Raw genomic sequence first — 20120 nt, forward strand, 5'->3', positions numbered from 1 at the left:
TTCGCTACTTCCTGTCAGTGGACATTGAGAATTTCACACGCAGCGCCGACCAGATCACTTCCTTGTAGCTGAGCGCCGTGCCCTCCAGCGTTTCATCCAAGGCGCGGATTACCACGACAGGGCTATCGACGTGCTGCTTGAGAAGCTTGGCTTCTTCCGGACGAGCCAGACGGCTGTGCAGGGTGGTTTCGGCCCGCAGATAATCGTGGATCCCGTAGGTCTTATAGGCCTGCGTGGTTGAGCCCAGCACATCGCGGCGGGCTGCAAAATCAGGGAATTTTTCCGGATCGTGATAAGAGGCACCAAAGGCGATCGGGACCGCGTTGCCATAGGTGATGCGGCGACTTTCCAGTACCGGCGCCCCCGGGATCATTCCCAGTGCCAACGCCACGCGCTCGCTCGATTTGACCAGCTGCGCCGAGAGCAGCGCGCCAGACATCTCAACCCCCTGCGCGCCGAGGTTCTTGCTAAGCCTTGTACGGGTCCCAATCTCGTATTCCAGCAAAGGCGCGCTTTCGACAAAGGTGCCCCGCCCCTGCTCGACACTCAGCGTGCCCTCTTTGGACAGTTCAGAGACGGCGCGGCGGACCGAATGACGTCCCGCCTCGAACTGCGCTGCAAGCTCCGGTTCTGTCGGCAGTTTTGCCCCCGGCTGCAACACGCCCGCTTCAATATCCTGTTTCAGCTGGTCACGTACCAACCGCCATTTTTCTTTCACCATCAGGCCGCTCATTCATTCGGATGAATTCGATCTAGCTTGTGGCGGTAACAGAGAAATGACGATTTTTAGAACCTCCCACAAATTGGCGAACAACGCTGACCGGAGGCCGTCATGAGGCGCCCGTGCTGGCAAACAAAATGCGCGTTCTGAGTGACTCAGCCTGCACACCGCAAACGACAAGGGGGGCGCAATGCCCCCCTTTTTGGTTCTGTAACCTACGCGTTGTGGCGCGCTGAGAGGGCTCTGGGACGGTTGGTGTATTTGCGGACCATTTTCTGAAACGCCTCCGAGGTCGCCTCATCATAGCCGCGTTTGTAAACGAAATGACGGGCGTGATCGTAGCTATGGCGCATGGAGGCATTCAGCTCGTAGATGAACAGCAGTCCCTGCGCGGTCACGGTGAAGTCGATGCCAAAGAACTGTACCGGCGTTGCGGCGATCACCCGCTCCAGCGCGGCCTGTGCACGTTTGCCAACATAGCCCTGCCAGTCGCGCAAAAACCGCATTTCCAGTGCCATCAGGGCTTCGCTCTTTTTCATGATGTGCAGCCTGTTGCCACCATGCACATTCCAGTGGCGGTCAAAGTGGCAGACCACCGGATAGGAGCGGCCATCGATCACAAACAGGCGCATTTTGCGATAAAACTCGCCGCGCCACAGATGCTGCTGGAAGGCGATGGCATAACACAGGCCAGACAGCGCCATTGCCCCAGGCGCGTTCAGCGCTTTCCAGCTTTCGACCAGCACCGTGGTCCGTCCGGTCTGGGTGCCGGTTTCACGCAGAATGAACGGCGGCTGGAAGCCCAGTGCTTTCAGGGCCTTACGCCGTTGATCCACCGAAGACATCGATAGATCCACCCGACAGGTCTGCGGGAAGATCACATCCTCCAACCCTTTCAAACGCTGGTAATTGCCGTCCCGGCTGGTCTGTAGAATAACATCCGGATGGTTGACCACCCGCGTCCGCGGCGACTGTGCCAAGAACGTAGAAAACGTCGCCAGTGAGCCACCTTCGATGTCTGGATCCGAAATCGTGTTCAACAGCACCCGATGAGGCGGCAGGTTCAGCTGTGCGGGATCGGTTTCCGGGGTCAGCGTCAGCCGCTGCCGCGCCATCACCGACAGTGGCATCAGATAGGCCAGCGTGTAATGCCCCCCCCGCAGCATCGCTTTGTAGCGGCCCTTGCTTCCTTTGCCCAAGAGCGGGCGGGTTTTGTCCAGCCCACGAACATAAAGCAGACGATCCGCCGTGGGGGTCAGATGCGGTGGCGGCGGGGCAAGTGGATGTCGCCGGTAGAAGTCCTGCAAGCCAATGCGCGCGGCCTCTCCTTCCCCACGACGTGCCAACAGGGCGGCGAGGGTCATATGATCTGATGCCGATCGTGACCCCTCTTTGATCTGACGGCGACAGGCTTTCTCTGCGGCCTCAAACGCCCCATGTGCCAACAGAACTTCCGGCAACTGCCGTTCGCTTTTGAGAAGGGGCACCGGGATTTGCAATGTGGTCATCGTTACACCTCACTTCGTTCGGGGCGGCAGCTGGGTCACAGTTCAGGCCACACTGGCGGCGGCAACATTTGCCTCAAGCGCCCAAAAGGTTTCGCGGATCTGCCCTGCGCTACGGATGCGCTTTGCCAGCGCCCGGCCCTGCTGCACCGTCAAAGTTGGCCGCGCGGGGGATAGGTTTCTTTGAACGCGTTGTGCATGGCGTCGGGGAAAACGTCTAGCACCTGCTGCCGCGCAGAGGGCGTAAGGTGCGACAGCGCAAAGGGACGTGGCAGGAAGCTTTCACATGGCAGGCCCTCGGCCTCCAGGATGGCGTGCTGCGGCAGCAAGACCGACACATAGGCGACGCTGGTTTTCCCTTTGCCCACCCGAATGCCAGACAGGCCGGTGAGCGCCTTGGCAGGCACAAGGGTCTCGGCCCCTTTGGCAGATTTGGCGGGATCATTTAGCAAAATCCGATGTTGCGGCGAAACCAGAACATCATGTCGGGGACGCCCTTTGCCCAAAGCGTCCTTACCAATCAGCACCGGGCTGAACCGGTGTCCGCCTTCGGGCAGGTTCAGGATCCGTTTGCCCACCCAAAGCACCGGCTGGGCCCCGTGATCCGCCGTCGTGACCAGATCCCCCACCTGCAAGGTGCCAACTGCCACCATACCGCGCGGCGTGCGCACCCGTACTGAGGGGGTAAAACACACAAGGTTGACCACCACGCTGGCCACGCCGGGATCGATGTCCACGACATGCTCTTCACCGTCGGAGCCGGTGTAGGTGATCTTGTAAATCCCGTCGTCAACTTCGTAGCTGCTGGCGCCATCCACCACAAAAGTATCCTCGGGGCCTTCGCTTTTGGCTTCGATTTCAAAGGTGTCATCAAAATGCGCCAGATCGAAATTCAGGGTAAAATTGCCCTCGCTTTCGTCATCGTCATCGTCGTCGTGGTGATGATCATCATCATCGTCATCATGATGAAAGGTATAATCAAGTTTCTGGATCTTGACCTTTGCACCTTCTAGATCGGCGTCATCGATGAACTCGATGTCAAAGCTGTCTTCGCTTGCACTAAGATCCTCATCCTTGATGATCCTGTTCAGTTTGACTTTGAACCCATGACCATGGGCGGTTTCACTAAGGGCAACGTCGATCTGCGTCGGCATGTTGGGTCCGTTTCGTCCGTTGTTAAAGTCAAACATGAAGGCCGGTGTGGGCCGTCAGGCGGGAGCGGTCATTTGGATCAGAGGTTGGGAACACCGTGGCGATCACAAAGATCCGCAAAAGCGTGATGAACTCTTCCGGTTGCCTAGGGCCGGTGTCGCAGAACCCGCGGGCCAGCGCTTCGGTCACCGGCTCCGCTGCGGCGGGGAATAGCCGGACCAAAGCGCGGGCTGTCAGCATCAGGTCCCAGCCGACCGGCTTGAACTTGGCCTTCTCAAAGTCAACGCCATAGATCTTGCCATTTTCGGACAGGATGAAATTGCTCAGAGAGCCATCGTTTTTGGACAGCACCATGCCTTTGCTGGTCATGGCGCAAAGCTCTCGCTTGGCGGCCCGTACTACCGGCGTGTCACGCAGGGTCGGGATCTGGCTAAATTAGCTGAACCAAGAAGCGCTGGCCTGCCGGATCGGCGCCCGCCGGCAATAACGCCCCAGCCATTGGCCAATACCGCGCGCTACGGTTTCCAACACCTCCGGCGTGATCACCTCGCGCAGCGTGTCTCCGACGATGAAATCCGCGGCGATAAAGCGGTGCTCATTGGAAAAGGCCACCAGCGCAGGTGTCAGCCCGGACAGGGTCAAAGCCCGCAGCGCATCACGTTCGGCAAGATAGCTGAAGCCCGCGGCGGTGTTTTCATCGTTGAAACACTTCACCAACCGCACCCGCCCCAGCGCCTCGGCCCGCAGGGTCAGGGCGCGGTCGCTTCGGCGCAGAACCGCAAGGCTCAGATCTTCGGCAGCTTCGCCCGGTGCAATGGCTTCGGCCAAAGCCGCGCCATGCCTTTCGATGAAGGGCACCAGATCTTTCATGTCAGAGATTTTGAAAGCCTTGCTTTCGTAACCTGCCATATCAATCGCAACCGCACTAATCCTACGGTTTTGCTTTGCGCCAAGAATTGATGACGCCTTCAAAATACCGAAAGCAAAACCCTTGCGAGTATTTGAACGGTCCTGATCGAGCACGCTTTGGGGGTATCGCACAACCTAAATGAAACGCATGCCTGTTTGCCCCCTCTCTGCTCCGATCAATAGGAAAGGCGACGGATCGCGCCATACAGGCGCAACAAGATTTTCCGTTGCACCCACCGCCCTTGCGGCATTGCGGTCGTTGACTGTTGGCCGCAAAAAGGGCGGCAACCGAAGTTACCGCCCTCTGTGAGGTCTGTGCAGAAATTTCAGAAATCCCAGTCTTCGTCCTCGGTCGCGACGGCTTTGCCGATCACATAGGACGAGCCAGAGCCCGAGAAAAAGTCGTGGTTTTCGCTGTCGGGGCTGAGCGCCGCGAGGATGGCGGGGTTCACTTCGGACACTTCCGGCGGGAACAGGGCCTCAAAGCCAAGGTTCTGCAGCGCCTTATTGGCGTTGTAATGCAGGAAGACTTTCACATCCTCGGTCAGGCCAATCTCGTCATAGAGCTCTTCTGTGTATTGGTTCTCGATCCCGTAAAGCTCGAACATCAGACCAAAAGCGTAGTCTTTCAGCTCTTGCTGAGCGGCTGCGTCCAGTTTCTCAAAGCCACGCTGGAATTTGTAGCCGATGTAATAGCCATGCACCGCCTCATCGCGAATGATCAGACGGATAAGGTCGGCGGTGTTGGTCAGCTTGGCACGGCTGGACCAGTACATCGGCAGATAGAAGCCGGAATAGAACAGGAAGCTTTCCAGAAACACCGAGGCGATCTTGCGCTTCAGCGGATCGTTGCCCGGCGCATAGGTGTCTAGGATCGCCTTGGCCTTGGCCTGCAGATGTGGGTTTTCATCGGACCAGCGAAACGCCTCGTCAATTTCTTTGGTCGAACACAACGTTGAGAAGATGGAGGAATAGCTGCGTGCATGCACCGCTTCCATAAAGGCGATGTTGGTCAGCACGGCCTCTTCATGTGGCGTGATCGCATCGGGCATCAGCGCCGGCGCACCGATGGCGTTTTGGATGGTGTCCAGCAGGGTCAGGCCGGTGAACACGCGGATGGTCAGCTGCTTTTCATGCTCGGTCAGGGTGGCCCAGCTGGGGATGTCGTTGCTGAGCGGCACCTTTTCCGGCAGCCAGAAGTTCACCGTCAGACGGTTCCAGACCTCCAGGTCTTTTTCGTCTTCCAGACGGTTCCAGTTGATCGCGCGCGGGATGCGGGTGGGGGCGATGTCTTTCATTGTCTCTCTCCGATCTCAGTCGCGATTACAGGGTGCAGGACACGCAGCCCTGAACCTCGGTGCCCTCAAGGGCCTCCTGGCGCAGGCGCACATAGTAGATGGTTTTGATGCCTTTTTTCCAGGCGTAGATCTGGGCTTTGTTGATGTCCCGCGTTGTGGCCTCAGCCGGGAAGAACAGGGTCAGCGACAGGCCCTGATCCACATGTTCCGTGGCCGCCGCATAAGTATCGATCAGCGCTTCCGGGCCGATTTCATAGGCGTCGCGGTAATATTCCAGATTTTCGTTATCCATATAGGCGGCGGGGTAGTAGACGCGGCCAATCTTGCCCTCTTTGCGGATCTCGATCTTCGAGACAATCGGGTGGATCGAGGAGGTGGAGTTGTTGATGTAGCTGATCGACCCGGTCGGCGGCACCGCCTGCAGGTTGCGATTATAGAGCCCGTGCTTCATCACATCGGCCTTCAGCGCCGCCCAATCCTCGCGAGTCGGCAGATCCACACCGTCAAACAGCGCGGTGACCTTTTCGCTTTCGGGCAGCCAGTCACGGGTGGTGTATTTGTCAAAGAACACGCCCGAGGCGTATTCGGATTCGGCAAAGCCTTTGAAGCTTTCGCCCCGTTCCTGGGCCAGATCGCAGGAAGTGCGGATCGCGTGATAGGCCACAGCGGCGAAGTACACGGACGTGAACTCAACACCTTGCGCGCTGCCATAGTGCACGTGTTCGCGCGCCAGATAGCCGTGCAGGTTCATCTGCCCCAGCCCAATCGCGCGGCTTTCGTCATTGCCTTTGCACACCGAAGGGACCGAGTCGATGGCCGACATTTCCGCCACCGCAGTCAGCGCACGGATGGAGGTGCCCACGGTCTGACCCAGATCCTTGCCGTCCATCGTCTTGGCGATGTTCAGTGAGCCGAGGTTGCAGGAAATATCCGTGCCCATTTCGCTGTAGCTCAGATCATCGTTGAAGCTGGAAGCGGTGTTCACCTGCAGGATTTCCGAACACAGGTTCGACATGTTGATCCGGCCCGCGATGGGGTTCATCCGGTTCACCGTGTCCTCAAACATCACATAAGGGTAGCCCGATTCAAACTGGATCTCGGCGATGGTCTGGAAGAACTCACGCGCGTTGACCTTGGACTTGCGGATGCGCTTGTCTTCCACCATCTCGTCATATTTCTCGCTAACCGAGATTTCCGAGAAGGGCACGCCGTAGACCCGCTCCACGTCATGCGGTGAGAACAGGTACATATCCGCGTTTTTCTTGGCCAGTTCAAAGGTGATATCGGGGATCACCACACCCAGCGACAGGGTTTTGATGCGGATCTTTTCATCCGCGTTTTCCCGCTTGGTGTCGAGGAAACGCATGATGTCGGGGTGGTGCGCGTTCAGGTAAACCGCGCCGGCGCCCTGACGGGCCCCCAGCTGGTTGGCGTAGGAGAAGCTGTCTTCCAGCAGTTTCATCACAGGGATCACGCCGGAAGATTGGTTTTCAATGCCTTTGATCGGCGCGCCATGTTCGCGGATATTGGTCAGCAGCAACGCCACGCCACCGCCGCGTTTGCTGAGCTGCAGCGCAGAGTTGATGCCGCGGCCGATGCTTTCCATGTTGTCTTCCAGGCGCAGCAGGAAGCACGAAATCAGCTCGCCACGCGACGCTTTGCCGGCGTTCAGGAAGGTCGGGGTTGCAGGCTGGAACCGGCCGCCCATGATTTCTTTCATGAACGAAAGCGCCAGCGCCTCATCCCCGCGCGCAAGGCACAGCGCGGTCATCACCACACGGTCTTCGTACCGCTCAAGATAGCGCTGACCATCACGGGTTTTCAGCGTGTAGGAGGTGTAATATTTAAATGCGCCCAGGAAGGTGGGGAAGCGGAATTTCAGCGCATAGGCCTCATCCCAGATCTGGCGCATGAAGTTCTTGGAATACTGATCCAGAACGGCCTCTTCGTAGTAGCCTTCCTTGACCAGATAACCCAGTTTTTCGTCCAGCGAATGGAAGAACACAGTGTTCTGGTTGACGTGCTGCAGGAAATACTGCCGCGCCGCCATCCGGTCCGCCTCAAAGCGAATATTGCCGTCCCCGTCATAGAGGTTCAGCATCGCGTTCAAAGCGTGATAGTCCAAAGTGCTCAGATCGCTGTCGAGCATAGGTTGTCCCCCAGTTTTTGCAGCCCCGCGCGCACACGGGTGATATCGGTTTCGGTGCCCGCCAGCTCAAAGGAATAGAGCAGCGGCACCTTGCATTTTTCAGAGATGGTGCGACCCGACAAAGCGTAGGTCGCACCGAAGTTGCGGTTGCCTGCCCCGATCACCCCCACCAACCGTTCGCGGCGGCTGGCGTCATTCAGAAACCGGATCACCTGTTTTGGCACCGCCCCACGTCCCTGGCCATCGGCGTAGGTGGGGCAGATCAGGACAAAGGCGTCGGTCAGCAGGCTGTGGTCGGGCAAAGGCGCATCGAGGCACTCAGCGATCCGCACGGAAGGCAGCCCCAGCCGTGTGACAAAGCGATGAGTGTTTCCCGATTTAGACGAGTAGTAGACAAGCGCCGGCAGTTGGCGGCTCATCCCCTCAGGCCAGTTGCGCGATCATATCCGGTCGGAAACCGGACCAATGGTTGCCGTTGGCCTCAACCACGGGGGCCTGACGGTAGCCCCATTCGGTCACCCGATCCATAGCGCTGACATCCTGGGTCAGATCCACCACGTTGTAGCTGATGCCCTTGGCATCCAAGGCGCGGGTGGTGGCGGTGCATTGCACACAGGCCGGTTTGGAATAAACGATGACGCTCATCAGTCCTCAGTCCCTTTGTCAAAGTCGAGGACGCAGCGTCGGGTCCCCCCCGAACACGCCCCCGAACCCTCCGTTCGTGGTTTTTATTTGCACGCTTGCGGCAGGTCTCCTGACTTTGCGGATCCTGGCTCAGCTGGCCTTCCCGAAAGCGTGCTTTCAGTGGCTTTATCAGCGTCACGATCCGCTTACAGTTGCGGGGGCAGCGCGGGAATTCCACCCGCTTCCCTCTTAGCCGTCGATCAGAATCGAAGGAACCGAAGCAACACGATATTGCGTTCTTGAGGGGCATCAAGTCAACATGTAGGCTATGAGCTGAGGGAAAATTCTTTTCTGCAGAAGCACAAATTTGATCTTGCCTTTCCCGAATACCCTTGATCGTGGCCGCCATGGCTTGACCGGCAATTCAACCTGATGTTACCCCTTAAGCACCTTCCTACGCAGGCATTTCTGCGACCGAAGGCGATTCCTAAATCTGGCCGGGCAATATGGCACGTTACGAACAAGAGCTGAAATGGCTGGCGCTTGCGCTTGGCTTGGCGTCGACACTGGCGTTGGTGAACAGCTGGCATCCCTGGCCGCTGTTTCTGGGCCTGCCGTTCTGCATGCTCTGGGCCTACTTCGGCTGGCTGCGCACCGAACGGCAATTGCAGTATATTAATATCGTTTTCACCGGCCTCTACCTCTACGGCATCGGCAAGTATTTCATCACGGGCTGAAATCGGCACGATTCCGTCACACGGGCCGTGCACCTAAGCGGATCCAATCTGAACTTCAGATTTGGCGGTATGTGCGCAGATGCGCATTGCCTTGGGTAGTTTCGACAATTGTGTGCGAACCTGCTGAGAAGCATCATTGCTGCAACAGACAAAATTCCCAAAAGGATCCTGAAATGCCTGCCTATATGTTGACCTTCCTCCGTGTTGAAGACGCCGAAACCCACGCCCGCGATTACCTGCCCGGTGGCCACCAGACCCTGCTGGCCTATGGCGGCAAACCCTTGGCCGTCACCGAGGATTATACCATCAAAGAAGGCGACTTCCCCAAAGGACGTCTGCTGTTGGTGGAGTTCCCCAGCAAAGAAGCCGCCGAGCAGTATTATGATGGGCCCGAACACGCGCCCTACAAAGAGATCCTGCACAAGGTTGCCAAAAGCGACATGATGATCTTCGACAATGGGCAGCTGCCCGTCTGAACCGTCAATCCTCCGAAAGGCTGCTGTCCGGGGGTGGCGGCCTTTTAGCGATCTGGCCCTGCAAGGTGCGGGGCCAGCAGTGCCTGCAGATCAACACGCGCGCAAAGGCGCGTTGCCAGCAAGGCCAAGCCGCCCAGTTTGCGCTGCACGTAGAGCACATCCATCGCCACGGGCGGTGGTTCCATCCCCTCCTCCATCAGGGCCAACCCTTCGGCCTGCAGCTGTTGTGACAGACGCGTATCAGCAAAATCAAACAGACCCGGCGCGCGTAAAGCTGTGAATACCAACTGCATCATTGCGATCAGGCGCGCGTGGTGGTCTGGGCGCATGCCCCCCGCCAACAGGCCCATCGCGGCGGCGGCTTGCTGCATTTCCGGCCAACGCCCGGCCAAGCCTGCCGCCAACAGATCGCGGTATCCCTGCACCACATCAGAGGCGATGGCGCGGGTGGCACCGAAATCCAGCAACACGATACGATCCTCGGCAGGCTGATAGAGGAAGTTGGCGAAATTCGGGTCACTTTGCATGTCATTTAAGGTGAAGAGCTCATCAAAAAACAACGCAAAGAGATCCCGCATCACACCATCCCGCGTGTCCTGAGGCGCGGCCTGCAGTTCCTCCACCGGGCGGCCCGCCACATTGGACATCGCCAAGACCTGCCCGGTTGACCAATCCGCATGAAACGCCGGCAGCAAAAACCGCTCCTGCCCCACCAGATAGCCGGCGAACCGCTGCAGCTGCGCGCCCTCGCGCAGGTAGTCGGTTTCCTCATGCAGTTGAAGGCGCGCGGCCTCCAGATAGGGGGCCAGATCAAAGCCCTTTGGCAACACCCGCGCCGCGCGCAACAGCGCCCCGACATTGGCCACATCGCTGTCGATGCTTTGCGCCACGCCGGGGTATTGCACCTTCACCGCCAGGTCGCGCCCATCCTTCAGCCGTGCCCGATGCACCTGCCCAATCGAGGCCGCCGCTATCGGGCGCACGTCAAAACGGGCAAACTGGCGCTGCCAGCCCTGCCCCCAAGCCGCGTTCAACACCTGTTTCAACTGCTGCGGCGGCATCTGGTGGGCGTCAGACCGCAGCCGGGACAGGATCGCTGTCAGCTCGGCCGGCAACAGATCCCCTGCCTCCAGGGAAATCAGCTGACCAACCTTCATCGCCGCGCCGCGCATCTGCGCCAGCTCCTGCGTCAGACGTTCGATATTGCCGGGGGTCAGCACCAGATCACGCAACTGCGGGCGTGCCCCACCCGCCAGTGCCTTAGCCCCGCCAAGGGCCACGGCGCCCGCAACTTGCGTTGCTAGCCCGCCAAGACGCGCCATGCGATGCAAGCGGCCCGCAGGCACCGCAACGGGCCGCGGACGATGGGAGGTGTCAGACATTCTGCGGCTCCTGAAATTGCCACGCTATTTGCGAGCTAACACCTAAAGCCACAACGTCAATTCCCTGCGCCGCCCTGACGCAGGTGCCAGACAGCAAAAAGCCGCCCCGGGGGGCGGCTTTCTTTACTGCAAAAGCTGAGAGCTTACTCAGCCCATTCCCATGGGCGGGTGAAGGCGCCGAGGACATGGCCCACCCCTTCGTCATGCACAACACCGGTGCGTTTGACATGGGCCACCAGACCACGTTTCTTGTCGTCTGTGACTTCAACCACCTGCGCGTTCAGCTTGGCCTCTTCCAGCGCGGCATTGTAGATCCGGGTGATGGCGCTTTTGCGCAGGTCCGGCTTGAACACCTTGCCCACCGCCGTTTTCGGCAGTTCGTCCAGAACCTCAACATATTTCGGGATCGCTGCGCGTTCATGTACGTGGACCTTGCAGTGCTCCAGCAGCTCCGCACCCGTCACCGAGGCGCCTTCGACCAGTTCCACATAGGCGCAGGGCAGTTCACCCGAATGCGCGTCCGGCTGGCCGATGGCCCCGGCCATGGCCACGTCGTGATGCGCCAGCAGCGCCTCTTCGATCTCCGCCGGATCAATGTTGTGGCCGCCACGAATAATCAGATCCTTGGCACGACCAGTGATCCATAGGTAGTTCTCTGCATCAATGCGGCCCAGATCGCCGGTACGCAGATATTTGCCGTGATGGTAGAGATTGGCGTTCTTATCTGCCTCGGTGTAGGTATTGCCCGCATAAACACCGGGGCTGGAGACGCAGATTTCGCCCACTTCATCGGGGCCGCACTCGACCGGTTCGCCGTTGACCTCTTTGAAGATGCGCACGTCACTGTAGGGGAAGCGGATGCCGATCGACCCGACCTTCTTACCCCCGGTTGGCGGGTTACAGGACACCAGGCAAGTCGCCTCGGTCAGGCCGTAGCCTTCTACGATGGTAACACCAGAGGCCTCTTCGAACCGTTTGAACAGTTCCAGCGGCAGCGGCGCGGAGCCCGAGAACGATGTTTTCACCGAGGAGATATCCGCATCCACCGGACGCTGCATCATCGCCGAAATGGCCGTCGGCACCGTGATGATAAAGGTGATCTGCCAGCGCTCGATCAGCTTCCAGAAGTTGTCAAACACCCCGTCGCCGCGATAGCCCGCAGGCGTGGGGAAAACCACATGGGTGCCTGCTGAGATTGCCGACATCATGATCACGTGGCAGGCAAAGACGTGGAACATCGGCAGCGGGCAGATGACATTGTCTTCGTTGGTGAACAGCAGCGTCGCGCCCAGCCAGCCGTTGTAGACCATGCCAGAATAGCGGTGCTGCGCCACTTTGGGCATGCCCGTGGTGCCACCGGTGTGAAAATAGGCGGCGACGCGATCCTCGGAGCTGTCCGCAAAGGACAGGCTGGTCGGGTACTTCTTGGCCGTCTTGTTGAAATCCAGCACATCAGCGTGATGGTTGCCCGGATTCTTTGGACGGATCAGCGGCACGATGAAGGATTTCGGCGGGGTCAGATAGCGGTTGAGGTCAATCTCAAGAACCGTATGCACCCCCGGCGCATGGCGCACTGCCTCCGCGGTTTTCTGGGCCACATCGGTTTTCGGGAAGGCCTTCAGGGTCACCACAACCTTGGCACCGGTTTCGCGTAGGATCGCGGCGATCTGTTCGGGCTCCAGCAGCGGGTTGATGGGGTTGATGATGCCCGCAATGGCACCGCCAAAGATGGTCAACAGAGTTTCGGTACAGTTGGGCAGAATGCAGGCCACAACGTCCTGTTCGCCAATGCCCAGATCACGGAACATATTGGCCACCTGACAGGTGCGCGCATGCAGCTCGTTCCAGGTCAGCGTCTCGGCTTTGTCCTTGGGGCCGCTGAGCAGCTGAAAGGTGATCGCCTTCCCATTGCCATGGCGGTCTTTGGTGCGTGTCAAAAGCTCATAGAATGTGACCGGCACATCGCGGTCTTCCCATGGCATTTCATTTTCCAAGGCAATCGTATCTTGAACCGAGGCGAACCCCATCGGCAATTCCTCCCATTACGTCTGCCCCGTTTATGAGGCGTTTTGTCCCTCGCAACAATGTGGAAGGGAAATTGTGCTGATACAAGGTTTCATTCGGTCGGGGGCGCAACGTCAAAGGATCTGTGACGCTGCGCGATTCAAGTCCAACGGGAAGTTTCCCAAAGGTCATACGGCCTTAACCCGATCCCCTACGGGTCCGATGCCGGAGCTACCCCCGTGCCCCGGTTGGAAGAGGTGGACACACCCGAGGGGGTCGCCCCCACCTCTTCCGTCCCGTGGTGGGTGAATTTGCTATGCCCCGAAAAGCGGGGCGTTTCACGGGGAAGAAACAGGGCACTGCATCAGAACGGGTCGCGGTGTTGCAGGTAACAAAAAACCGGCGCGGCCCTGCCGCACCGGTTTTTCTATGTTTCTGCAGGTAAGTTCAGCCTCAGGCCACTTCAAACCCTTCGGTAAACTGCAGCTTGGCCAGCTGGGCATAGAGCCCGCCTTCAGCCACCAGCTGATCGTGGGTGCCTTGCGCCACAATCCGGCCCTCGTCCATGACGATGATCCGGTCGGCCTTTTTCACCGTTGCCAGACGGTGGGCCACAATAATGGTGGTGCGGGTTTTGGACAGCTCGTCCACCGCCGCCTGCACCGCCCGTTCGCTGGCCGCATCCAGGGCCGAAGTGGCCTCATCCAGCAACAGCACCGGCGCGTCCCTCAGGATAGCGCGGGCAATGGCGATCCGTTGTTTCTGGCCACCTGACAGCATCACGCCCCGTTCGCCCACCTCGCTGCCATAGCCATCGGGCAGCTTCATGATGAAGTCATGCGCCGCGGCGGCTTTGGCTGCGGCCTCAACCTCAGCATCGGTGGCCTCGGGACGGCCAAAACGGATGTTTTCCCGGGCAGTCGAGGCAAAGATCACCGGATCCTGCGGCACCAGCGCCAGTTGCTTGCGGAATTCATCCCGCGCCATGTCTTTCAGGTCGACCCCGTCCAGCAGAATGCGGCCCGCCTGCGGATCATAGAACCGTTGGATGGTCTGGATGATCGTGGTTTTGCCAGCGCCCGAAGGCCCCACAATCGCCACGGTTTCCCCCGGCTGAATTGTCAGATCAACGTGATCCAGTGCTGAGGCATCAGGACGGGTGGGATAACGGAAAGACACGTCCTCAAATGTGATCTGCCCCGTGGCATTGGCCGGTGCCGGAACGGGCTGCGCCGGATCGGCAACAGTGTCTTCTGCGTTAAGCAGTTCCACCAGACGCTCGGTCGCGCCGGCGGCCCGCTGCAATTCGCCCCAGATCTCCGACAGCGCCCCAACAGAGCCTGCCACCATGACCGAATAGATCACAAACTGCACCAGTGCCCCGGCGCTCATTGTGTCATTGCGCACGTCATTGGCCCCGATCCACAAAACACCAACCACACCCGAAAACACCAGGAAAATCACAATCACCGTCATCAAAGCCCGCGTGGTGATCCGACGTTTGGCCGAGCCAAAACTGGCCTCGGTCACATCGGAAAATTCGCGACGAATGGCCCCTTCAGCGGTAAACGCCTGCACCGTCTGCACCGACTGCAGCGCCTCAGACGCATTGCCAGAGCTTTGTGCGATCCAATCCTGATTTTCCCGGCTCAAATTGCGCAGCTTGCGGCCCAGCACCAGAATGGGCACCACCACCAGCGGCACAATCAGCAGAACCAGACCGGTCAGCTTAGCCGAGGTGAACAGCATCAGCACCAGCCCGCCCAGGAAGATTAGCACATTGCGCAACGCCACCGAAATGGACGACCCGATAACCGACAGGATCAGCGTGGTATCTGTGGTGATCCGGCTCAGCACTTCGCCGGTCATGATATTCTCGAAAAACGCAGGCGACATGCCGACCACACGGTCAAACACCGCTTTGCGGATGTCAGCGACCACCCGCTCCCCCAGCCGGGTGACCAGCATGTAACGCAGCCCGGTGCCAATCGCGAGCAGCCCGGCAATGGCCATTGCCGCCGTGAAATAGAGATCCAGAATGGCGCCGTCTTCGGCGTTGAAATTGTCCACCACCCGACGCACCGCCAGCGGCAACATCAGCGAAACCGAAGCCGTCAGCACCAGAGCCAGACCGGCCAGTGCAACCATGCCTTTATAAGGGCTGAGGAAGGGCCACAGCTCTCTTAGCGCACCAACACGTTTGGATTTTGCGCGATCCTCATCCGATGTCATCGGGGCACGGGCCATGAAACGTCCTTCCTCATCTTTGCCGAGCGGGTTTAAGCGACCCGTGGGCCTCGGGCAAGCATCGCCTGCACCGCAAGCGATATGGGGCGCGAGACAAAGCGCCGCAAGGGTTGCGGCGCGGGATCCAATTAGACGCAGAATCGCTTGACCGAACACCATAATTCAGCAATCTTGACGACAAAAAACACCACACAACGGAGATCCTACGGTGCTTGACGCTACAGACCGCAAAATCTGCGACCTCCTTCAGGACAACGCTCGCGCCTCCTCTACCGAGGTTGCGGCGCAAGTGGGGTTGTCGGTCTCTGCCACCAATGACCGTATCCGGCGCCTCAGCGACAATGGCACCATCACCGGTTGGCATGCGACACTCGCACCAGAGGCCTTTGATGCCACGCTCTGCGCCTTTGTGCTGCTGGACTGTGCCTATGAAGGGGAGGCCGCGGCTGTCACCGCCCTCAAAGCCCGGCCCGAGGTGCAGGAGTTGCACCATATCTCTGGACCGCATTCCTATCTGATGAAGCTGCGTCTGGCCGACACGGCTGCATTGCAACGCTTTCTCACCACCCATGTGAAACCCTTGCCCGCCATCACCCGCACGGAAACAATCATCACCTTAAGCAACGACAAAGAGACCCCGCAGATCGCCATCCAGGACGCAGACGATGTTTGACGTTTTCTTTCAGGGGCTCGCCGTCGGTTTTGCCATTGCGGTGCCCGTTGGCCCAATTGGTCTGCTGTGTATCCGGCGCAGCATGGCCGAAGGGCGCCCCACAGGGGTGGCCACCGGCATGGGCGCGGCGGCGGCGGATGGCACCTATGGGTTTCTGGTTGCGGCGGGTGTCTCTGCCACCGGTCTGTTGGTCAGCTATGCCACCCAGATGCAGCTGTTTGGCGGGTTGCTGATTGCAGTGCTTGGCCTGATGACAGCGCGCGCTTTCTTTCTGCCCCGCCCCGAAGTGGCCGATCTGCCGCCCAGCAAAACCGTGGCCAGCGCCTTTGGCACCACCTATCTGCTGACCCTGTCAAACCCGATGACGATCATTGGCTTCACCGGCATGATCGCGGGCCTTGGTGCGGCGGCGGGCGGCGGTGGCGCATCGGCCTATCTGTTGGTCGCAGGGGTCTTTCTGGGGTCCGCGCTATGGTGGCTGATCCTGGTGCAGCTGGCGCTTTGGGCACGCGCGCGGCTGACCGGCGGGGCGCTGAAATGGCTGGATCTGCTGGCGGGGACAGTGCTGGTGCTCTGGGGGCTGCGGCTGGCGATAGGGGCCGGTGCAATGCCACATTGACGGCACAGTTGCGCCGGGCCTGAGCAGAGAGTCATTTCCGATAAGGGGAACTTGGAGCGGGTAGCGGGAATCGAACCCGCACCTTAAGCTTGGAAGGCTCTTATGATACCATTTCACCATACCCGCTCAGAGTAGGCGAGGGTTTAGGAAATGCCTCAGGGAAGGTCAAGCAGAAAGCGGCGCTCCCTGCGCACTCCTTTGCCCAAACCCTTCCCTCCTCACAGAAAACGGGGCCACGTGGGCCCCGTTTCATCTTGCTCAAATTGATTTGTGTTTCCAGCGGTTAGCCAGCAACCAGGCCGGGGCGCGCTTTGCGCAGGCCCTGGGTGATCAGACCCGCCAGCACACATTTGATGAGGTCGCCGGGAATGAAGGCGTACATCGACTTGGTCAGCCCCAGCAGGGTTGCGTCCAGTTTCAGGTACATGCCGACGATGCCGATCGGGTAAAGCACCAGAATGCCGCCAATCGCCGCTGCCATCGCCGGGGTGATCCACCCGCCTTTGGAGGCCCACATTTCGGCCAGCAGACCGGTAACATAAGCCGCCACAACCCAGCCGAACAGGAAGCCAGCGGTCACACCGCTAAAGACACCCAGACCACCACGGCCACCGGCCAACAGCGGCAAGCCCAGCGCCACCAGCGCCAGGAACAGGATCACGGCCAATGCGCCGCGTTTAGCCCCCAGCACAGTGCCAGCCAGCATGATGCCAAGGCTTTGACCGGTGATCGGCACACCCAATGGCAGAGTGAATTTGGGAATGAGGCCCAATGCAGCGATCAGGGCTGCAAAAAGCGCGATTTGAGTAAGGTTGCGTTCCATTTGATCCGTCCCCTAGGATTCCGTAGATTTACTGTATTGGGTGCCTTGTTACTCCACTCCGCCGCGGGCCTTCAACGCCTCAGCGACCTGTTCGGCGTCATCCAACGCCAAGAGTGCGAAAGGTAACAATAATTTCCAGCTGAAGCGCTTGTGTGATCGGGCCCGCCAGGCCTCGGTCAGGGCAGCGCCCTTCTGGGTGAGTACCGGAATGAACCGTACGACAAGCGCCACCGACAACGCAATACGACGACGGATATGGCGCGGCAGCCCCAGAGCACCGAGGCATTTGTCCACCACCGCCAGCAGGTCCTCAAGTGCGGTGGTCATGGTCACAAGGTTGGCCAGCCCCACCGCCGCGATCAGCCGCAGGCAGACCACCACACCCGCCTCCAGATCGCGGGTTGCCAGATGGTATGTCAGGATAATCGCCGCCACCCAGAACACCGGCCGCATCAGGCGCAGCCCCTGTCGGGCAAAACGCAAGCCGCCCACCAGATAGGCCCCTGCCACAGCCAGAGTGACCAGAAGCGCGCTCAGGCTCTGCCCAAGGTTGAAGGTGGCGATTGTAAAGAAACATAGACCAAAAAGTTTCGGTCCCGCTGGCCAGCGATGGTAGACAGTTCGGACCTCAGAGGTCAGCGAAATCATCACCGTTCCCCTGTGCGCGCATCGCCTCAACATAGGCGGCGATCACTTCGGCCGCCGGGCCGTCGCGTTCAATCTTGCCCTGTTCGACCCAGATCACCCGGTCATAATCGCCCAGCGCTTCAAGGTCGTGGCTGATATGAACCAGCGCCGGTGTCACCCCGTCGAGATAGCGCGACAGCGCCAATGTGGTCGGCAGGTCCAACCCGGCAAAGGGTTCGTCCAGCACAATCACGCCGGGGTTCATCGCCAGCACCGCCATCAGACACACCAGATGCCGCTGGCCCTGGCTCAGCGTCTGGATGCTGCGGTCATACCAATCAGGGCGTTTGAATTTCTCCAGCGTCACCCGTGCCTTGGCCTGCGCGTCGTCTTTGGGCATGCCCTGCGCCACCAGACCAAAGGTCAGTTCTTCGCCCACAGTGGGAAAGATGATCTGGTGATCGGGGTTCTGAAACAGAATGCCCACGGTGCGCAGCGCCTTCAGACGTTCGCTGGAGACAGCAACCCCGTTCACGGTCACCTCACCTGCATCGGCGGGGGCAAGACCGGCGATCAGACGGGCCAATTGCGATTTGCCTGAACCGTTGCGACCAATCACCCCAATCCGGTGTTCACGCAGCGACAGGTTCAGACCTTTGAAGATCTCCACCCCGTCGCGGGAATAGTCGAGGTTGCTGATTTCCACCCGACAGGCGGGGGACAGGGTTTCAACCTGCGGATCAGTGGTCTGGCCGTCGTTCTGGCTGCGCATCATGGCTCTCCGTTCGCGCCCCGATTACAGGGAAAATCCGCCCCAAGGCAAGGCACAGAAACTTTTTTGCAAAAAACTTCTAAAATGACGCTGCGCCCTGTCGTTAATAGGTATGCGGGAGACTTCGCATCGCAAGCGCCTGCACAATCCAATGCCCAATTCCGCAGTCTTGCGATTGCACCTGACCAGCCTTTGCTGACGCGGCCTCTTTGTTCTCATCCCCCGATGCCGCTGCCCGAAGTCCGATAGGGATCCCCGCATCTAAGGCCGCGCGATGTCCCCGCGCGGTCTTTCTTATGGGGCTTTCTTAGGGCACCCCAACATGCCCATCGCGCTTAATCTTCAAACGGTTCAATCAACTCCGGACCCGAGGCCCGGTTGGAATTCACCGCCCGGCTGACCCGATGCAACTGCAGGGTCTCCTCCGGCGCCGCCTGCATCAGGGTTGCGGCGCCATGGCCCTCTTCCCCCAGCCATTTCGCCCATTGATCAGGGCCAAGGATCACCGGCATCCGGTGATGCACCTCCGCGATATCCGCGCTTGCCGCAGTGGTGACAATGGCGCAAGTGCGCAGCGGATCCGCGTCTTCTGGCCCCTGCCAATCCTGCCAAACCCCCGCCATCACCAGTGGCGCCCCATCTCGACGAGTGATCCACCACGGCAACCGGTCGCCTTCGACATCCTTGCTCCATTCGTAAAACCCATCTGTCGGGATCAGGCACCGCCGCGTCCGACAGGCGGCGCGAAAAGCGGGTTTATCGGCAATGGTTTCGGCCCGCGCGTTGATCAGCAGCGGCCCATCGTTGGGTGCCTTGTACCAATGCGGCAGGAACCCCCAGCGCATTGCCCCAAGCCGACGCATTTCAGTGTCCGAGTAGACCACATGTACGCCAGTCGTTGGGCAGACGTTGAAATTTGGCACCTCAGGCAAGTTGTTCGCCGGCGCCGCCTGAAACAGCTGCGCCATCGCATCATTGGGGAGCGTGACTGCAAACCGGCCGCACATGGATCAACGGCTATGCTGCTTGCGCGCGATCTCAATCCGCGCTTCCATCATCGACATCTCTTTCATGATGTCGCGACGGCGGGTGCGATCGCCAGTTTCCCGCAGCTCTGCACGCAACCGCGCCATTTCACGGGTCAGGCTGACAAACTCCGGCACGCCGCCACTTTCCTTCACCAACCGGTTCAGCAAAGCGTTTTCCGGATCCTCAACCTGCGGCAAAGGTTTCCCTGCGCCTTCCAGATCATCAAAGGCACCGTCGGCCTCTGCCTCGGCGATCTTGAGATTGATCAGGTCGATTAGCGGGTGATCCATAGGCCTCTGACTCTTTGAGAGTGGTATCATAGCGCCACTGCCCCGACCGGTCGAGCCACCAGATACACGTCGATGGGAGGGGG

General features: G+C 59.5%; 21 protein-coding genes, 1 tRNA gene and 1 riboswitch. Of the genes, 4 read left to right on the plus strand and 18 right to left on the minus strand.

Annotated elements, in window-relative coordinates:
* Window positions 1–4 precede the first annotated feature (4 nt).
* From phnF to nrdH, 9 genes are all read right to left on the minus strand, one after another.
* Window positions 5–721, minus strand: coding sequence for a phosphonate metabolism transcriptional regulator PhnF (gene phnF, locus SIC14_RS00995; RefSeq protein WP_412563991.1), 717 nt, complete (start codon window positions 719–721; stop codon window positions 5–7).
* Window positions 722–936: 215 nt separating this feature from the next.
* Window positions 937–2229: a hypothetical protein gene (locus SIC14_RS01000; RefSeq protein ID WP_412563992.1), complete on the minus strand. Its 1293-nt coding sequence runs from the start codon at window positions 2227–2229 to the stop codon at window positions 937–939.
* A gap of 149 nt (window positions 2230–2378) precedes the next feature.
* Window positions 2379–3380 (minus strand): Hint domain-containing protein, encoded by a 1002-nt coding sequence (locus tag SIC14_RS01005; RefSeq protein ID WP_412563993.1) that lies wholly within the window; start codon window positions 3378–3380, stop codon window positions 2379–2381.
* Between the two features lie 28 nt (window positions 3381–3408).
* Window positions 3409–3747, minus strand: a complete 339-nt coding sequence (locus tag SIC14_RS01010) for a hypothetical protein (RefSeq protein WP_412563994.1) — start codon at window positions 3745–3747, stop codon at window positions 3409–3411.
* Window positions 3748–3813: 66 nt separating this feature from the next.
* Window positions 3814–4248 (minus strand): hypothetical protein, encoded by a 435-nt coding sequence (locus tag SIC14_RS01015; RefSeq protein WP_412563995.1) that lies wholly within the window; start codon window positions 4246–4248, stop codon window positions 3814–3816.
* Window positions 4249–4613: 365 nt separating this feature from the next.
* The gene (gene nrdF, locus SIC14_RS01020; protein ID WP_412563996.1) at window positions 4614–5585 is read right to left on the minus strand and encodes a class 1b ribonucleoside-diphosphate reductase subunit beta; all 972 of its coding nucleotides are present in this window, start codon (window positions 5583–5585) and stop codon (window positions 4614–4616) included.
* Between the two features lie 25 nt (window positions 5586–5610).
* The gene (gene nrdE / locus SIC14_RS01025; protein ID WP_412563997.1) at window positions 5611–7734 is read right to left on the minus strand and encodes a class 1b ribonucleoside-diphosphate reductase subunit alpha; all 2124 of its coding nucleotides are present in this window, start codon (window positions 7732–7734) and stop codon (window positions 5611–5613) included.
* The gene (nrdI, locus tag SIC14_RS01030) at window positions 7716–8141 is read right to left on the minus strand and encodes a class Ib ribonucleoside-diphosphate reductase assembly flavoprotein NrdI (RefSeq protein WP_412565802.1); all 426 of its coding nucleotides are present in this window, start codon (window positions 8139–8141) and stop codon (window positions 7716–7718) included. Before nrdI ends, nrdE begins: the two co-directional genes overlap by 19 nt.
* A 16-nt stretch (window positions 8142–8157) precedes the next feature.
* Window positions 8158–8379 carry a glutaredoxin-like protein NrdH gene (gene nrdH, locus SIC14_RS01035; protein WP_412563998.1) on the minus strand — a complete coding sequence of 74 codons (222 nt, stop codon included), beginning with the start codon at window positions 8377–8379 and terminating at the stop codon, window positions 8158–8160.
* An 81-nt stretch (window positions 8380–8460) separates the two neighbouring features.
* A riboswitch (cobalamin riboswitch) is annotated at window positions 8461–8653 on the minus strand.
* A 211-nt stretch (window positions 8654–8864) separates the two neighbouring features.
* Between nrdH and SIC14_RS01040 the strand changes: the two genes are divergently transcribed.
* Both SIC14_RS01040 and SIC14_RS01045 read left to right on the plus strand, forming a co-directional pair.
* Window positions 8865–9095 (plus strand): peptidase, encoded by a 231-nt coding sequence (locus SIC14_RS01040; RefSeq protein ID WP_412563999.1) that lies wholly within the window; start codon window positions 8865–8867, stop codon window positions 9093–9095.
* A gap of 173 nt (window positions 9096–9268) precedes the next feature.
* Entirely contained in the window at window positions 9269–9571 is a 303-nt protein-coding gene (locus SIC14_RS01045) for a DUF1330 domain-containing protein (protein WP_412564000.1), read from the plus strand.
* A gap of 44 nt (window positions 9572–9615) precedes the next feature.
* On the opposite strand, the gene SIC14_RS01050 is transcribed toward SIC14_RS01045, so the two are convergent.
* The 3 genes from SIC14_RS01050 to SIC14_RS01060 form a co-directional block, all read right to left on the minus strand.
* Complete coding sequence (locus SIC14_RS01050; RefSeq protein ID WP_412564001.1) at window positions 9616–10953, minus strand: ABC1 kinase family protein; 1338 nt, start codon at window positions 10951–10953, stop codon at window positions 9616–9618.
* A gap of 143 nt (window positions 10954–11096) precedes the next feature.
* Window positions 11097–12980, minus strand: coding sequence for an acyl-CoA synthetase (locus SIC14_RS01055; RefSeq protein WP_412564002.1), 1884 nt, complete (start codon window positions 12978–12980; stop codon window positions 11097–11099).
* Between the two features lie 430 nt (window positions 12981–13410).
* On the minus strand, window positions 13411–15204 hold the full coding sequence (locus SIC14_RS01060) for an ABC transporter transmembrane domain-containing protein (protein WP_412564003.1): 1794 nt from the start codon (window positions 15202–15204) through the stop codon (window positions 13411–13413).
* 208 nt (window positions 15205–15412) lie between these two features.
* Here SIC14_RS01060 and SIC14_RS01065 point away from each other — a divergent pair, with 208 nt between their 5' ends.
* Window positions 15413–15877: an Lrp/AsnC family transcriptional regulator gene (locus SIC14_RS01065; protein WP_412564004.1), complete on the plus strand. Its 465-nt coding sequence runs from the start codon at window positions 15413–15415 to the stop codon at window positions 15875–15877.
* The gene (locus SIC14_RS01070) at window positions 15870–16496 is read left to right on the plus strand and encodes a LysE family translocator (protein ID WP_412564005.1); all 627 of its coding nucleotides are present in this window, start codon (window positions 15870–15872) and stop codon (window positions 16494–16496) included. The genes SIC14_RS01065 and SIC14_RS01070 overlap by 8 nt, the downstream gene beginning before the upstream one ends.
* Window positions 16497–16548: 52 nt before the next feature.
* Here the strand turns inward: SIC14_RS01070 and SIC14_RS01075 are convergent.
* The 6 genes from SIC14_RS01075 to SIC14_RS01100 form a co-directional block, all read right to left on the minus strand.
* Window positions 16549–16622: transfer RNA gene (locus SIC14_RS01075), tRNA-Gly, on the minus strand.
* Window positions 16623–16779: 157 nt separating this feature from the next.
* Window positions 16780–17319 (minus strand): biotin transporter BioY, encoded by a 540-nt coding sequence (locus SIC14_RS01080; RefSeq protein WP_412564006.1) that lies wholly within the window; start codon window positions 17317–17319, stop codon window positions 16780–16782.
* A 48-nt stretch (window positions 17320–17367) separates the two neighbouring features.
* A complete protein-coding gene (locus SIC14_RS01085; protein ID WP_412564007.1) occupies window positions 17368–17967 on the minus strand; it encodes an energy-coupling factor transporter transmembrane component T family protein in 600 nt (199 codons plus the stop codon).
* The gene (locus SIC14_RS01090) at window positions 17948–18718 is read right to left on the minus strand and encodes an energy-coupling factor ABC transporter ATP-binding protein (RefSeq protein ID WP_412564008.1); all 771 of its coding nucleotides are present in this window, start codon (window positions 18716–18718) and stop codon (window positions 17948–17950) included. The genes SIC14_RS01085 and SIC14_RS01090 overlap by 20 nt, the downstream gene beginning before the upstream one ends.
* A 335-nt stretch (window positions 18719–19053) precedes the next feature.
* Window positions 19054–19725: an SOS response-associated peptidase gene (locus SIC14_RS01095; protein ID WP_412564009.1), complete on the minus strand. Its 672-nt coding sequence runs from the start codon at window positions 19723–19725 to the stop codon at window positions 19054–19056.
* 3 nt (window positions 19726–19728) lie between these two features.
* Window positions 19729–20037 (minus strand): DUF1992 domain-containing protein, encoded by a 309-nt coding sequence (locus SIC14_RS01100; RefSeq protein ID WP_412564010.1) that lies wholly within the window; start codon window positions 20035–20037, stop codon window positions 19729–19731.
* Window positions 20038–20120: the final 83 nt, after the last annotated feature.

The sequence above is a fragment of the Thalassobius sp. MITS945101 genome (assembly GCF_047123305.1).
In the GTDB taxonomy this organism is placed as follows: Bacteria; Pseudomonadota; Alphaproteobacteria; order Rhodobacterales; family Rhodobacteraceae; genus Thalassobius.

Bases quoted from the DNA above. Each gene is read 5' to 3' on its own strand.
- phnF (WP_412563991.1), bottom strand. From the start codon at position 721: ATGGTGAAAGAAAAATGGCGGTTGGTACGTGACCAGCTGAAACAGGAT.
- SIC14_RS01000 (WP_412563992.1), bottom strand. From the start codon at position 2,229: ATGACCACATTGCAAATCCCGGTGCCCCTTCTCAAAAGCGAACGGCAG.
- SIC14_RS01005 (WP_412563993.1), bottom strand. From the start codon at position 3,380: ATGCCGACGCAGATCGACGTTGCCCTTAGTGAAACCGCCCATGGTCAT.
- SIC14_RS01010 (WP_412563994.1), bottom strand. From the start codon at position 3,747: ATGACCAGCAAAGGCATGGTGCTGTCCAAAAACGATGGCTCTCTGAGC.
- SIC14_RS01015 (WP_412563995.1), bottom strand. From the start codon at position 4,248: ATGAAAGATCTGGTGCCCTTCATCGAAAGGCATGGCGCGGCTTTGGCC.
- nrdF (WP_412563996.1), bottom strand. From the start codon at position 5,585: ATGAAAGACATCGCCCCCACCCGCATCCCGCGCGCGATCAACTGGAAC.
- nrdE (WP_412563997.1), bottom strand. From the start codon at position 7,734: ATGCTCGACAGCGATCTGAGCACTTTGGACTATCACGCTTTGAACGCG.
- nrdH (WP_412563998.1), bottom strand. From the start codon at position 8,379: ATGAGCGTCATCGTTTATTCCAAACCGGCCTGTGTGCAATGCACCGCC.
- SIC14_RS01040 (WP_412563999.1), top strand. From the start codon at position 8,865: ATGGCACGTTACGAACAAGAGCTGAAATGGCTGGCGCTTGCGCTTGGC.
- SIC14_RS01045 (WP_412564000.1), top strand. From the start codon at position 9,269: ATGCCTGCCTATATGTTGACCTTCCTCCGTGTTGAAGACGCCGAAACC.
- SIC14_RS01050 (WP_412564001.1), bottom strand. From the start codon at position 10,953: ATGTCTGACACCTCCCATCGTCCGCGGCCCGTTGCGGTGCCTGCGGGC.
- SIC14_RS01055 (WP_412564002.1), bottom strand. From the start codon at position 12,980: ATGGGGTTCGCCTCGGTTCAAGATACGATTGCCTTGGAAAATGAAATG.
- SIC14_RS01060 (WP_412564003.1), bottom strand. From the start codon at position 15,204: ATGGCCCGTGCCCCGATGACATCGGATGAGGATCGCGCAAAATCCAAA.
- SIC14_RS01070 (WP_412564005.1), top strand. From the start codon at position 15,870: ATGTTTGACGTTTTCTTTCAGGGGCTCGCCGTCGGTTTTGCCATTGCG.
- SIC14_RS01080 (WP_412564006.1), bottom strand. From the start codon at position 17,319: ATGGAACGCAACCTTACTCAAATCGCGCTTTTTGCAGCCCTGATCGCT.
- SIC14_RS01085 (WP_412564007.1), bottom strand. From the start codon at position 17,967: ATGATTTCGCTGACCTCTGAGGTCCGAACTGTCTACCATCGCTGGCCA.
- SIC14_RS01090 (WP_412564008.1), bottom strand. From the start codon at position 18,718: ATGCGCAGCCAGAACGACGGCCAGACCACTGATCCGCAGGTTGAAACC.
- SIC14_RS01095 (WP_412564009.1), bottom strand. From the start codon at position 19,725: ATGTGCGGCCGGTTTGCAGTCACGCTCCCCAATGATGCGATGGCGCAG.
- SIC14_RS01100 (WP_412564010.1), bottom strand. From the start codon at position 20,037: ATGGATCACCCGCTAATCGACCTGATCAATCTCAAGATCGCCGAGGCA.